This window comes from Phyllobacterium sp. (assembly GCF_037994405.1).
Lineage (GTDB): Bacteria > Pseudomonadota > Alphaproteobacteria > Rhizobiales > Rhizobiaceae > Phyllobacterium.
In genome coordinates this window covers 1-14522 of sequence record NZ_JBBNAN010000396.1, presented here as the reverse complement: position 1 = coordinate 14522, position 14522 = coordinate 1, and the positions used below count along the sequence as shown (strand labels likewise).

11 protein-coding genes and 1 tRNA gene are annotated in these 14522 nt (G+C 57.3%); 6 read left to right on the top strand and 6 right to left on the bottom strand.

The genetic code is table 11. The features are described 5' to 3' along the window. The first annotated feature begins 52 nt into the window (after positions 1-52). Entirely contained in the window at positions 53-1309 is a 1257-nt protein-coding gene (locus AAAC48_RS21965) for a DUF459 domain-containing protein (RefSeq protein ID WP_340656229.1), read from the top strand. A 180-nt stretch (positions 1310-1489) separates the two neighbouring features. Here the strand turns inward: AAAC48_RS21965 and AAAC48_RS21960 are convergent, their stop codons facing one another. From AAAC48_RS21960 to AAAC48_RS21950, 3 genes are all read right to left on the bottom strand, one after another. Continuing rightward, the gene (locus AAAC48_RS21960) at positions 1490-2944 is read right to left on the bottom strand and encodes a glutamate synthase subunit beta (protein WP_340656228.1); all 1455 of its coding nucleotides are present in this window, start codon (positions 2942-2944) and stop codon (positions 1490-1492) included. Between the two features lie 113 nt (positions 2945-3057). Beyond that, positions 3058-7776 carry a glutamate synthase large subunit gene (gene gltB, locus AAAC48_RS21955; protein ID WP_340656227.1) on the bottom strand — a complete coding sequence of 1573 codons (4719 nt, stop codon included), beginning with the start codon at positions 7774-7776 and terminating at the stop codon, positions 3058-3060. 37 nt (positions 7777-7813) lie between these two features. Next, a complete protein-coding gene (locus AAAC48_RS21950; RefSeq protein ID WP_340656226.1) occupies positions 7814-8206 on the bottom strand; it encodes a hypothetical protein in 393 nt (130 codons plus the stop codon). Between the two features lie 2 nt (positions 8207-8208). On the opposite strand from AAAC48_RS21950, the gene AAAC48_RS21945 reads away from it, so the two are divergent. Continuing rightward, entirely contained in the window at positions 8209-9258 is a 1050-nt protein-coding gene (locus AAAC48_RS21945) for a low specificity L-threonine aldolase (protein WP_340656225.1), read from the top strand. Positions 9259-9307: 49 nt separating this feature from the next. Here the strand turns inward: AAAC48_RS21945 and AAAC48_RS21940 are convergent, their stop codons facing one another. Further along, positions 9308-9778 carry an Hsp20 family protein gene (locus tag AAAC48_RS21940; RefSeq protein ID WP_340656224.1) on the bottom strand — a complete coding sequence of 157 codons (471 nt, stop codon included), beginning with the start codon at positions 9776-9778 and terminating at the stop codon, positions 9308-9310. Between the two features lie 296 nt (positions 9779-10074). On the opposite strand from AAAC48_RS21940, the gene AAAC48_RS21935 reads away from it, so the two are divergent. Next, positions 10075-10503, top strand: coding sequence for an antifreeze protein (locus AAAC48_RS21935; RefSeq protein WP_340656223.1), 429 nt, complete (start codon positions 10075-10077; stop codon positions 10501-10503). 192 nt (positions 10504-10695) lie between these two features. After that, positions 10696-11661 (top strand): alpha/beta hydrolase, encoded by a 966-nt coding sequence (locus tag AAAC48_RS21930; protein WP_340656222.1) that lies wholly within the window; start codon positions 10696-10698, stop codon positions 11659-11661. Here AAAC48_RS21930 and hisN read toward each other — a convergent pair. Both hisN and AAAC48_RS21920 read right to left on the bottom strand, forming a co-directional pair. Next, on the bottom strand, positions 11658-12431 hold the full coding sequence (gene hisN, locus AAAC48_RS21925; protein WP_340656221.1) for a histidinol-phosphatase: 774 nt from the start codon (positions 12429-12431) through the stop codon (positions 11658-11660). The two genes, AAAC48_RS21930 and hisN, sit on opposite strands and share 4 nt — an antisense overlap. A 257-nt stretch (positions 12432-12688) precedes the next feature. Further along, entirely contained in the window at positions 12689-13579 is an 891-nt protein-coding gene (locus tag AAAC48_RS21920) for an N-formylglutamate amidohydrolase (RefSeq protein ID WP_340656243.1), read from the bottom strand. Between the two features lie 277 nt (positions 13580-13856). Between AAAC48_RS21920 and AAAC48_RS21915 the strand changes: the two genes are divergently transcribed. Both AAAC48_RS21915 and AAAC48_RS21910 read left to right on the top strand, forming a co-directional pair. Beyond that, entirely contained in the window at positions 13857-14219 is a 363-nt protein-coding gene (locus tag AAAC48_RS21915) for a response regulator (protein ID WP_027229490.1), read from the top strand. 101 nt (positions 14220-14320) lie between these two features. After that, a tRNA-Val gene (locus tag AAAC48_RS21910) sits at positions 14321-14395 on the top strand. Positions 14396-14522: the final 127 nt, after the last annotated feature.

Sequence of the window (14522 nt, the reverse complement as noted above, 5' to 3'; positions counted from 1 at the left end):
CGGAGCTGCGTTGATTGCAGGAGGAAAGAAATTGCAAGGCTGGCGATTATCGATGCAGTCCACCGATCTCCCTCATGGTGACCCTCGTGAGCTGTCGAACGGCGAACCACGCACCTCTTTCTCACCCCTGTTGCTGTCAATGGTCCTCGGCCTTGCTGGCAGCATGGTCTTCGTCGAAACCGCTGCGGCCAGAACGATCCTCGATATGTTGTTCGGGCCGCGCGAGGTCTATCGCGAAAATACGGACCGGCTCATCGAAGACGGCTACGGAAGGAGGGTCCGGCAGCCAAGCCGGAACCGGCCGGCCAAGCGGGCGCGTGCACGTCCGGCTCCGCTCACCGAAGCGCCGGGGCCGGCCACGAGCGCACAGCAGTCACCCATCCCCGAGAAAATGGCCGATGCAAAGGTGGTGCTCGTTGTCGGCGATTTCATGGCGGGCAGCCTGGCGGAAGGTCTGGATGCTGCATTCGTCGATTCCCCAGGCGTGCGTGTTGTCGATAAGGCCGACGGCTCCTCCGGCTTCGTGCGCAATGATCACCGGGACTGGCCGGCATCGATCGGCGGCATGATCGAGGCGGAAAAACCTGCCATTGTCGTGATCATGATCGGCGCCAACGATCGCCAGCAATTTTCTGACGGGCAGGCTCTGCTGAGTGATGAGTGGGCCAAGGAATATCAGACCCGGATGAACGCATTCCTCGAGGCGGTCAAGAAGACAGGACGCCCGGTGGTCTGGGTCGGCCAGCCAGCCTTCAAATCGAAGAGCATCACCGACGATGTGCTTGCCTTCAACGAGCTTTACCGCAATGCCGCGGAAAAGGCCGACGGAAAATTTGTCGACGTCTGGGACGGCTTTGTCGACCAGAGCGGCAATTTCACCTTGTCAGGCTTTGACATGTCCGGTCAGACGGCCCGTCTGCGCAACAATGACGGTATCGGCCTGACCCCGGCCGGCAAGCGCAAGCTTGCCTTCTACGTGGAAAAGCCATTGCGGCAGATGCTCGGCAATGCAACCTCGCCGGATATTGCTGCAATCAAGCCGGGTGCACCGGTGCAGGCTCTCCCGGACACTCCGCAGTCGCCAATGAAGGTCGACCGGCTCGCGCCGATCAGCCTCAGCGATCCCGAACTCGATGGCGGCACCGATCTCCTCGGTGGCGCGCCACGTCCCCCATCCCCCACTGACAAATCTGCGCGTGACCGCCTCGTCATCGATGGCGTCGCGCCGGACAGTCAGCCGGGCCGCGTCAACGATTTTTCATGGCCGAAGAAGCCGGAAGCAACGCCGACGACCGGCGCCGTCCGTTAGCAGGACTTCAGCAGCGGCAAATTTTCGATATCAAAAATGGACCGCATCACTTCCTGCGCGAATTTCGCACGGAATGTCTCAGTTCTTACATAAGAACACCCAAAAACCACACAAGAATTCGCAATTCTCGTACAAGATTTTCAACCGGCACGCGATTTTTGGACGTGCCGGGTTGAAATTCTATCTCGGCAGAACCGACGATCCCATAAGCGCCGCATCGATGGCATGCGCCGCCTGCCGACCTTCGCGGATCGCCCAGACCACCAGCGACTGTCCGCGGCGGACGTCGCCGGCCGTGTAGAGCTTGTCGACGCTGGTCCGGTAATTCTTGTCGTCGGCTGCAACCGAACGATTACCGCGACGGTCAGCGCGCATGTCGAGCGAACCTGAAAGTTCCTTGACTATATTGTTCTCGAAAGGCCCCGAGAAGCCAATGGCGATGAAAGCAAGGTCCGCCTTGATGAAGAATTCAGTGCCGGCGATCGGCTTGCGCGCCTCATCGACCTCACAGCACTTGACGTGAGTCAGCGTGCCATTTTCACCAATGAATTCAAGCGTTGCCACCTGGAATTCACGGTCCGCACCTTCGGCTTGCGACGATGAGGTGCGCATCTTTGTCGCCCAGTAGGGCCAGATGCTGAGCTTGTCTTCCTTTTCCGGCGGCTGCGGACGGATGTCGAGCTGGGTCACTTTCACCGCGCCCTGACGGAACGCCGTGCCAACGCAGTCCGAGGCCGTATCGCCACCGCCAACAACCACAACGTGCTTGCCCGAGGCGACAATCGGATCACTTGGCCAAGCCACGGACTCGATGTTCTCGCGGCCGATGCGGCGGTTCTGCTGGACGAGGTAATGCATGGCGTCATGGACGCCGTCAAACTCGCCCCCGGGGATGCCCGCTGGCCTTGGTGTCTCAGCGCCGCCGCAATAGAGCACGGCGTCATAGGTATCGATAAGTTCTTGAACTGGCTTGTCAATTCCGACATTGACCCCGCAGAAGAACGTAACACCCTCGCCTTCCATCTGGCTAACCCGGCGGTCGATGAAGTGCTTCTCCATCTTGAAATCAGGGATGCCGTAGCGCAGCAATCCACCCGCACGACTCTCGCGTTCGTATATGTGGACTTCATGTCCCGCACGGCCAAGTTGCTGGGCTGCGGCCAGACCGGCGGGTCCCGAGCCAATGATTGCGACGTTCTTGCCAGTCTTCGAGGCGGCGGGCTGCGGAATGATGAAGCCCTTTTCATAGGCCTTGTCGGCGATCGCCTGTTCCACCGTCTTGATGGAAACAGGTACGTCTTCAAGGTTCAGCGTGCAGGCTTCCTCGCAGGGAGCCGGGCAGATGCGGCCGGTGAATTCCGGAAAATTGTTGGTGGAATGGAGGTTGCGGATCGCCTCATCCCAATTGTCGTTGTAGACCAGATCGTTCCAATCTGGGATCTGGTTGTGGATCGGACATCCCGTCGGCCCATGGCAGAATGGAATGCCGCAATCCATGCAGCGCGCCGCCTGCTTCTTGACCTCGCTATCCGACATGGGAATGGTGAATTCCCGGAAGTGCCGGATGCGGTCGGAAGCCGGCTGATACTTGCTGACCTGCCGGTCGATCTCTAGAAAACCTGTAACCTTACCCATAAAATTGCTCCCCTCGCCTCTCGGAGGGCCACCCATCCCGCACGCGGCTTTGGGCAGCATTGGACCCCATGCCGAGCATCATGACGACGCTCGAAGCATGGAGTGAGTTGACCTTATTCGGCTGCGACACCCATCCGCATCCGCTCCATATCTTCGAGCGCGCGGCGATATTCGACCGGCATGACTTTCACGAATTTCGGCCGGAAGCTTTCCCAATTATCGAGAATTTCCTTGGCTCGACTCGACCCCGTGTAGTGCATGTGGTTCGAAATGAGCTGCACAAGACGCTCCTCATCGTGCCGGGTCATATTCGCCGACACATCCACTCGTCCCTTGTGCGCCAGGTCGCCACCGTGATGGTGCAACTTCTCAAGGATATCGTCTTCTTCCGGAACCGGCTCGAGTTCGACCATGGCCATGTTGCAGCGCTGGGCAAAATCGCCAGCCTCGTCAAGTACATAAGCGACACCGCCGGACATGCCTGCGGCGAAGTTACGGCCGGTCTGGCCGATGACGACGACAACGCCGCCGGTCATGTATTCACAGCCATGATCTCCGGTACCTTCGACAACTGCGATGGCACCGGAGTTGCGGACGGCAAAACGCTCACCGGCCACACCACGGAAATAGGCTTCGCCCTCGATCGCACCGTAGAGAACCGTATTGCCAACGATGATTGAATCTTCCGGCACGATCTTCGCCTCTTCCGACGGACGAATGACAATGCGGCCGCCACACAGGCCCTTGCCGACATAATCATTGCCATCGCCGATCAGATCGAACGAGATACCGCGTGCCAGGAAGGCACCAAAGGACTGTCCGGCCGTTCCGCGGAACTTGACCGAGATGGTATCCTCCTTAAGGCCCTTGTGCCGGTAACGCTTGGCGACTTCACCCGAGAGCATCGCACCGGCAGAGCGGTCGACGTTCTTGATATCCATCTCGATCTTGACCGGGATCTTGCTTTCGAGCGCGGTCTTGGCCTGCTCGATCAGTTTGCGGTCGAGTATATCAACGATTGGATGGTTCTGCCGTTCGGTCCAGCGCGTCTTTTCCTCAGGTGCTTCCGGCTTGTGAAATATCCGCGTGAAGTCGAGACCCTTGGCCTTCCAATGGTCGATCATCTCACGCTTCGCGAGCAGTTCCGCCCTTCCGACGATCTGTTCGAGCTTGGTATAGCCCATCTCGGCCAGGAACTGCCTTACCTCTTCCGCCATGTAGAAGAAGAAGTTGATGACGTGCTCCGGCGTACCCTTGAACCGCTTGCGCAGGACGGGATCCTGCGTCGCAACGCCGACCGGGCAGGTGTTGAGGTGGCACTTGCGCATCATGATGCAGCCGGCGGCAATCAGCGGCGCCGTGGAGAACCCGAACTCGTCAGCGCCAAGCAGTGCCCCGACGATGACATCGCGCCCAGTGCGCAATCCGCCGTCCACTTGCAGGGCAACGCGTGAGCGCAAACCATTGAGGACGAGCGTCTGCTGTGTTTCCGCCAGACCCATTTCCCAAGGGCTGCCAGCGTGCTTCAGCGAAGTCAGCGGCGACGCACCCGTTCCGCCATCATAGCCGGAAATGGTGATGTGATCGGCACGCGCCTTGGCAACGCCGGCGGCAACCGTGCCGACGCCGACTTCCGAGACGAGCTTGACCGACACATCGGCTTCAGGATTGACGTTCTTCAGGTCATAGATGAGCTGCGCCAGATCCTCGATGGAGTAGATGTCATGGTGCGGCGGCGGCGAAATGAGGCCGACGCCCGGCGTTGAGTGACGGGTCTTGGCGACCGTCGCATCGACCTTGTGGCCGGGCAGCTGACCGCCTTCACCGGGCTTGGCACCCTGCGCAACCTTGATCTGCATCATGTCGGAGTTGACGAGATATTCCGTCGTCACACCGAACCGGCCGGACGCCACCTGCTTGATCGCCGAGCGTTCAGGGTTCGGCTTTCCGTCGGGAAGCGGATAGAAGCGATCAGGCTCCTCACCGCCTTCGCCGGTGTTCGACTTGCCGCCGATCCGGTTCATGGCGACGGCCAGCGTCGTATGCGCCTCGCGGCTGATCGAGCCGAACGACATCGCGCCCGTCGAGAACCGCTTGACGATCTCCTTGGCCGGTTCGACCTCATCGATCGAAACGGGCTTGCGTCCAGTGTCCGCAGCCATCTTGATGTTGAACAGACCGCGAATGGTCTTTGCCCGGGCCGACTGGCTGTTCACCATGTCGGAGTATTCCTTGAAGGTGCTCGGCGAATCCGTCCGCACGGCGTGCTGCAACTTCGCAACCGCATCCGGCGACCAGAGATGGGCTTCACCGCGCATGCGGTAGGCATATTCACCACCAATTTCCAGCGTGCTGGCGAGCACCGGATCGTTGCCGAAGGCATCGCGATGACGGCGAACCGTCTCTTCCGCCACTTCCTCAAGACCAACGCCCTCGATGGTCGTTGCGGTTCCAAAGAAGAACCGGTCGACGAATTCCGACTTCAAGCCAACAGCATCGAAAATCTGCGCGCCGCAATAGGACTGGTAGGTGGAAATGCCCATCTTGGACATGACCTTGAGGATACCCTTGCCGATCGACTTGATGTAGCGCGACACGACTTCCTTCGAATCGACTTCCGGCGGGAACTCGCCGCGCTTGTGCATGTCGAGCAGCGTATCGAAGGCAAGATAGGGGTTGATCGCTTCTGCGCCGTAACCGGCAAGGCAGCAAAAATGATGCACTTCGCGCGGTTCGCCCGATTCGACCACAAGGCCGACGGACGTACGCAGACCCTTGCGAATCAGGTGATGGTGGACCGCTGCCGTCGCGAGAAGCGCCGGGATGGGAATCCGGTCTGGTCCGACCTGACGGTCGGAAAGGATGATGATGTTGTAGCCGCCATGCACCGCTGCTTCCGCACGGTCGCAAAGCCGCTCGACCGCACCGGCCATGCCCGCAGCACCTTCGTCTACGTTATAGGCCGTATCCAGCGTCTTGGTATCGAAACGGTCTTCCGTGTGGCCGATGGAGCGGATCTTTTCGAGATCGCCATTGGTCAGGATCGGCTGGCGCACCTCAAGCCGCTTGCGGCGTGACGAACCGACCAGGTCGAAAATGTTCGGGCGCGGGCCGATAAACGACACCAGGCTCATCACCAGTTCTTCGCGGATCGGATCGATCGGCGGGTTGGTGACCTGCGCGAAGTTCTGCTTGAAATAGGTGTAGAGCAGCTTCGACTTGTCCGACATGGCCGAAATCGGCGTGTCGGTACCCATCGAGCCAATGGCTTCCTGGCCTGTCGTTGCCATCGGCGACATCAGGAGGCGCGTGTCCTCCTGCGTGTAGCCGAAGGCTTGCTGACGGTCGAGAAGGCCGACATCCTTGCGCAGCGCGCGTGGCTCCACCGGGCTCAATTCTTCCAGAATGAGCTGCGTGTTCTTCAGCCACTTCGTGTAGGGATGGCGGTTGGCAATCTCCGACTTGATCGTATCATCAGAAACGATCTCGCCCTTTTCCATGTCGATGAGCAGCATGCGGCCCGGCTGAAGCCGCCACTTCTTGACGATCTTGTCTTCCGGCACCGGCAAAACACCGGCTTCCGACGCCATGATCACGAAATCATCATCGGTGACGATATAGCGGGCCGGGCGAAGACCATTGCGATCGAGCGTTGCGCCAATCTGGCGGCCATCGGTGAAGGCAACCGCTGCCGGGCCATCCCACGGCTCCATCAGTGCCGCATGATATTCGTAGAACGCCTTGCGGTCGTCGGACATCAGCTTGTTGCCCGACCATGCTTCCGGGATCAGCATCATCATGGAATGGGCGAGCGAGTACCCGCCCTGGAACAGGAACTCCAGGGCATTGTCGAAGCAGGCCGTATCCGATTGGCCTTCATAGGAGATCGGCCAGAGCTTGGAGATGTCATTGCCGAAATATTCACTGTCGACCGACGCCTGGCGTGCCGCCATCCAGTTGACGTTGCCGCGCAGCGTATTGATTTCGCCGTTGTGGGCTACCATGCGATAGGGATGCGCCAGCTTCCACGATGGGAAGGTGTTGGTCGAAAAGCGCTGATGTACAAGCGCGACTGCGCTTTCGAAACGCGGATCGTTCAGATCCTTGTAATAGGCGCCGACCTGGTAAGCGAGGAACATGCCCTTATAGACGATCGTCCGCGCAGACATGGAGACGACGTAGAAATCGCTCTCCTTGCCGCCATTCTCCTGATAGATGCGGTTCGAAATCACCTTGCGAAGAACAAACAGGCGGCCTTCGAAATCTTCGTTCGTTTCGATGTTGGGGTTGCGCCCGATGAACACCTGCCGGTGGAATGGCTCGGTTGCCGCAATATGCGGGGCCTTCGACAGCGACGAGTTATCGACAGGAACATCGCGGAAACCGATCAATGACTGACCTTCCGAGGCGATGACTTCTGAAATCACCGTTTCGATATGGGCCCGCTCATCTGGGTCCTGGGGCATGAACAGGTAGCCGACGGCATAGTGGTTGACGGGAGGAAGTTCGACACCCTTTTCCGCCCACTCCGCACGGAAGAAGGCATCGGGAATCTGCACGAGCATACCTGCGCCATCGCCCATCAGGGGATCGGCACCAACAGCGCCGCGATGCGTCAGGTTTTCGAGCATGAATAGCCCGTCTTCAATGATCTTGTGCGACTTGACGCCCTTCATATGCGCGACGAAACCGACACCGCAGGCGTCATGCTCGTTGCGCGGATCATACAGGCCTTGTCGGGTTGGAATGCCTGACGATTTATTGGTTTTGACCGCACGAGTCTGTACGGCCTGAGCGAGTTCAGTCGTTACAGATGGCGTCAAATCCGACATCGTCAATTCCTCCATTTGAGCCCATTGCGGGCGGTCATCACTTCTTGGGACGGAATACCATAATTCCAGTCCCGCCTTGCTGCGGCATATCTTCCGTTTGCAGATTGCGGTCACCATTATAAGGACGGAAGCAGCCTTGCTCACCATCCTCGTTTTCAGTTCGCACAAAATAGGACAGCATTACTGTCTTATTGTCGTATGCCAGAATAATTCCAAACAAACAAGATGGAAAAGTAAAAAATATCAGCATTCGGCGAAATATCATTGCGCAAAATGCGCTAAAAGTATCCCGTAAATTTCGAATCAGGTGGTTTCCGCTAAAAATCCAAGAAAAAACAGATGGTTCCACGCGGCCAGGAATTACAGTTCCCTTTTCACCTCCGGGCGAAAGGCGTATGCGTGTTGGCGCCAACGCGAAACCCGAGGTCATTTATGCATTTTGCTTCCGATAATTGGGCCGGAGCCCATCCGAAAATTGCGGAGAATCTGAATAAACATGCAAGCGGATTTGCGAGCGCCTATGGTACGAGCACGCTGGATAAAGCTGTCGAGCAGACGTTCAATGAGATTTTCGAGCGGGAAGTTGCGGTTTTCTTCGTCGCCACGGGCACGGCCGCCAATTCGCTGGCGCAGGCCAGTATTGCAAAGCCGGCCGGTGTGACACTCGCCCATCGCGGCGCCCATCTCATTGAAGATGAAGGCGGCGCCCCTGAATTCCTCACCGGTGGAGCCCGTCTCCATCCGGTCGATGGCCCGATCGGCCGCATGAGCATCGATAATCTGAAGGCTGCCATCAAGGGCTTTGCTCCGGGCGACGTGCACGCAGGACGGCCAATGGGGGTTTCTGTTACCCAGTCGACTGAAATCGGAACGCTCTACGACTTAGGCGAAATCGCCGCCATTTCGGCGCTGTGCCGCGAAAACGGCCTGCCGCTGCATATGGATGGCGCACGCTTCGCCAACGCCCTTGTCTCGCTCGGCTGTTCCCCGGCAGATATGACCTGGCGTCAGGGCGTCGATATTCTCTCATTTGGTGGAACCAAGAACGGCTGCTGGTGTGCCGAGGCTCTGGTTTTCATGGATCCGGCCAAGGCGAGAGATATGCCCTTCATTCGCAAGCGCTCAGCACAACTTTTTTCGAAATCCAGATTCATCGCAGCCCAGTTCGAGGCCTATTTTGCCGATGGATTGTGGCTTGAGCTGGCAGGCCATGCCAATGCCATGGCGGCTCGCCTTTGCGGCCACATCACCGCATCCAACACCTTGCGGCTGGCCTGGCAGCCACGAGCCAACGAAGTTTTCGCCATCATGGCAAAAGACACGGCCAAAAATCTTCATGAGCGCGGCGCAGTGTTCTACGACTGGAAGCCTCCATATTCGGAAAGACATCTCGTTGACGAGAATGAAACGCTTGTCCGGTTGGTCACCAGTTTCGCCACTTCACCCGAAGAAATCGATCGCTTCGGTGAACTGATCGCATGAAAAAAGCGGCGCTTTCGCGCCGCTTCTTCCTGACTACCCTACCAATCGCTTAGTTGGAAGCCTTCGCTTCGATCTGTTTGGCTTCCTTGTCAGACAGGGAAGTCACAGCAATCTTGCGCGGCTTCATCTCTTCGGGAATTTCGCGCTTGAGGTCGATGTGCAGCAGGCCATTTTTCAGGCTAGCACCACTGACCTCGACGAAATCGGCGAGATGGAAGCGGCGTTCGAAAGCGCGCGAGGCGATACCGCGGTAAAGGGTTTCGGCATTCTCGTCAGACTTGTCATTGCTCTTCTCGCCAGTCACCTTGAGCTGGTTGCGATGAGCCTCGATCTGGATCTCGTCCTCCGAGAAACCGGCTACGGCCATGGTGATCCGGTAGGTGTTATCGCCAGTCCGCTCGATGTTGTAAGGCGGATAGGTCTGGGCACCTTCCGGCTGAGCCAGCGAGTCAAGAATGGTAAAGAGCCGATCGAAACCGACAGTTGAACGGTAGAGTGGGGAAAAATCAACGTGACGCATGGTTTAGCCCTCCTTTAGAGCGACAATGTTTGCGTATTTTGGCTCTTGTTGAGACTCCCTTTATGGCAAGTCTCGCTGAACCAGCAGCCCCGTTATGGCGGCTGCAAAACTTATTTGGTAAGGCAATTCGCCACTTTCAAGGGCGTTCCAAGGGCAGAATCGACAAGGTGGGACCATGGCGTCGCGCCCTGTGGATGAACGCAAAATGAACATCATCTTCGGAATACGTTCACGTCGATGCCTTTATAACTGCACTCAAGGTTGGAAACGATCCAACAGTACAGAGGATACAAATAATGAAGAAAACCGTTCTCGCTCTTGCCGCCACGGCGCTTCTGGTTACCGGCTTCGCCTCTTCGGCGATGGCTGATGGCCGCTACTATCGCGACAGCTCGCCGGCGGTCTATGTCGACGACGACGAGGACGATGGCTATCTGATCCAGGATCGTCGCTACTACGGAGACGGTTACCGCGATGACCGGCGCTACTATCGCGACCGGTTCGGCCCCCGCGACGTAGCCCGCATGCTCGAGCGTCGCGGCTTCCGTGTCCGCGATGTCAATTTTGAGCGTGGCCGTTACTTCGCCCGCACTTCCCGCCGCGGCGAACCAGTGCTGGTTGTTGTCTCGCGCGATGGCGAGATTCTTGAGACCCGGCGCATGGGTGGCGATCGCTACAGAGACCGCCGCAGCGGTTTCAGCATTGAGATAAACCCGGCTTACTGAGTCCAAAAGCCGAAATCGTTGCGGGTGTAACGTCCCTTCCACCCGGAACGTACTGACCGGAAGCTCCCGACAGAGTTTCCGGTCATTCTTTTTTTGAAAGCTCATTTGACCTTCGCCTCGGCGCCTTTTATCAAAGTGAAGCACCGACTTTCGCACTGACTGCAGGCACGGGGTGAGGACCAATCAACTCAAATGATCCGAGCGCTTGTCGAAACCGCATCCAATCCCATCCCCTCAGGCACGCGCGTCGATTCCCTGCCCCTCGCCGGCGGTAAAGAGTTGCGCTATGCGATCACCTCTGCCGGCAACCAGCCTGTTCAGGGTACCGTTATCGTTCTGCATGGCCGCAACGAATGCATTGAAAAATATTTCGAAACCGTACGCGACATTGCTGACCGCGGATTTACGGTGGCAACGTTCGACTGGCGCGGCCAAGGCGCCTCTAGCCGCCTCTTGCGCAATCGTGCCAAAGGCTATGTGAAGAGCTTCGATAATTACGCCTCAGATCTCGAACTGCTGTTCGAATCGGTTCTTCTGCCCGACTGCCGCGGTCCCTACTATATTCTCGCCCATTCGGCGGGAGCCCTCACGGCCTTACTGGCAGCACCGGCCCTTTCCAACCGCATCCGCCGGATGGTTTTGCTGGCGCCACTGCTCGACATCAACGGCAGCCGCACCAGAAAAATGATGGCCAGCCTTGCCGCGAGGACCCTGCGATCAACCGGCCTCGGCGGAGCCTACATGCTGGGCGGCCCGCACAAGATGAAATCGTTTGCCGTCAACGAAGTAACATCCGACGAAGCGCGCTATTTGCGCAATTGCGAAATTCTTGAACGAGCACCGGACCTTGCAATTGGCGGACCAACGGCAAGCTGGATCGCTGCCGCTGCCAAAGCCATCAAGCAAATCAATCGCCCGGAATTCATTGAAACGATCCGGATCCCGATGCTGGTCATCGCGGCAGGCGCCGACAGTGTCGTGTCCACGCCTGCGGTCGAACGCTTTGCTTTACAGGTACGCAATACGACTTTGCTCACGATCGATGGTGCCAAGCATGAGATCCTTCAGGAAAAGGATTTCTATCGTGAGCAATTCTTCGCCGCCTTCGATGCCTTCATTCCGGGCACCGGAGACGAATCGCTTAGATTGACCGGTTAACGACCAAGCAGCTCCAGCGCTTGCGCATGCAGCTCTGGCGTAGCGGCGGCGAGGATACTGCCGGCCTTTTCCGCAGCTCCTCCATCCCAGGTCGTGATCACGCCACCTGCCTTCTCGATGATCGGCACGAGCGCAACGATGTCATAGGGATGCAGCCCGGTTTCAATGACCAGATCGACAAAGCCGGCAGCGAGCATGGCATAGGCATAGCAATCAGTACCATAGCGCGCGAGCCTGACGCTTTGTTCGACACGGTCATAGGCCACGCGCTTTTGGTCCTTGAACATTGCCGGCGTCGTTGTAAACAACGTCGCTTCGGCCAGTTCACGGGTCTTGCGCGTCTCGAGTCGTCGGGTGCTACCCGGGCCCTCATACCAGGACGCCTCGCCGTCGCACATGAACAGCTCATTCGTGAATGGCTGCGCCATCAGCCCGGCCACGGCGTCCCCATCGACGGTAAGACCGGCGAGTGTGCCCCACACGGGAATCCCGGAGATGAACGCTCGGGTACCGTCGATCGGATCAATCACCCACACATGCGAATGATCGAGATTTTCCCCGCCAAACTCCTCCCCCAGAATGCCGTGCTCGGGGAAGGTCGCATTGATCAGCCTGCGAATCGCCTTCTCAGCCTCTCTGTCGGCCTCTGTGACCGGGTCAAATCCCGTCTGATATTTGTTGTCGATCAGCGAAATGTTGCGAAAGCGCGGCAGGGTTTGCTCGGCGGCAACACGGGCGATCTGCTTCAAAAAGGAAAGTTCTGCGACCAAAGTGGCTCCTTACGATTAAAACATCCTCATTCATCTGCATTGCTGGCCAATTTTTTGCATTTTTTTTAGGCACGCAATAATAGTGCACAAAAAAACACACAAAACACTTGACATTTGTGCGACGCAGCATAGATTGGTGCATGGACGGGGCGACCTGTCTATGCCCTCCTTGGGCGTTTCCTCCCTAGACTTGGGCCGCGCTTATGCGCGGTCTTTTTTTGCTTGGGAAGCGCCGCCACACGCTCCTTCCCAATGGGCTATTCCGCCGCGAGTGGCGTGTCCATGAAATAGAAGTCCGGCAGCGAAACAAGGTCGGCCAGGAATTGGGCGATATCGCGCTGCAGCTGATTGAAGCCGGGCTTGCGTTCGTAATTATGTTCGTTGAGATAAAGGCCGCGATTGACTTCGATTTGCAGCGCATGAAATCGTTTCAGCGGCCGGCCATAATGCTCTGTAATGTAGCCGCCTGCATAGGGTTTGTTATGCGCCACCAGATAACCCATCTCTCTCAATAGATGGATCGCTGAATTGGCAAGCTCTGGCGCACAACTCGTGCCAAACCGGTCGCCAATGATGAAGTCCGGCCGCATTCCACTTTCGGGAAAGCGGATGCCCGTCGGCATGGAATGGCAATCCACAAGCACGCTATAGCCAAACTGCTTCCGTGTTGCCGCAAGAACATCCCCGAGCAACGCGTGGTACGGCTTGTAGATCGTGTTGATTCGTTCCAGCCCTTCCGTGAGGGGCAATTTGTGCGCATAAATCTCCTGCCCCTCGCCGACAAGGCGCGGGACAGTTCCTAGTCCGCCGGCGACGCGCGCAGAGGTACCGTTGGCGTAAGAAGGCAGCGGCTCGAGAAACATCTTGGCGTCGAGTTCGTAGGGTTCCCGGTTCACGTCAAGATACGCCCGCGGAAAATGCGCAACCATCAAGGGCGCCCCGAGCATGACGGCTGAAGCAAACAACTGATCGACAAAGCAATCCTCCGAACGGCGGATAGTTTGCGCATCAAGTTGAGATTGTTGAAGAAAAGCTGCCGGATACAATCGTCCGCTATGCGGCGAATTGAAAACAAATGGAATGCGCTGATCGGACGGTTGCCGCAATTCGTAAGGAGGATTATCAGCAAAATCGCGCTCGACGGTCATCATTCACTTCAAGGTTTGCTGCGGGATAGTCCTCACACTCTAGTGCAAGTTTCCTTCGGATGGAATTGACCAACGGCGCCATCCAGCCAACTTTATGGTCTACATGATCTACTTCCGGCGTAGGTGCTATATGCCGTGTTGACCACCTCGACTTTTGCACCATTCGCCCTTATTTCTAGCAAATCATTCACGCGATCTTTACCAAAAAAGCGTTCTCTGAATATCCACAGGACGCTGGCATGGGGATGATCCGGCGCTAGACAATTCGGACGGACTGATGAAGAGAATCCTTCTTGCAGAAGATGACAACGATATGCGGCGCTTTCTGGTCAAGGCGCTGGAAAAGGCAGGGTATCATGTCACCCATTTCGACAATGGCGCCAGCGCTTACGACCGTTTGCGCGAAGAGCCGTTTTCGCTCCTTTTGACGGATATCGTCATGCCGGAAATGGATGGCATCGAACTTGCGCGCCGGGCGTCTGAAATCGATCCGGACCTGAAGATCATGTTTATCACCGGCTTTGCCGCCGTGGCCCTGAATTCCGATTCGAAGGCTCCGAAAGACGCGAAAGTGCTTTCCAAGCCGTTCCACCTGCGCGATCTCGTCAACGAGATCGAAAAAATGCTGGTCGCAGCGTAGGACCGCTGCGACATTCTTTCGTTCTGGCAAAGAAAGCCTGATAACTTCCTCTCATCGCTATTGACGGACACAATTCAATATGGTGTATGCGCCCGTCAGATGGGCGTGTAGCTCAGCGGGAGAGCACTACGTTGACATCGTAGGGGTCACAGGTTCAATCCCTGTCACGCCCACCATCTCATTCTTTGATAATGTTGAGAAATCCGCTTCGGCGGATTTTTCCGTTTTTGGGGACTGACACGCTACTGACACGCAATCTGGCGTCGGGACCGTGTAGGTTAGGTTCAGCTCCTTGAAATAAGT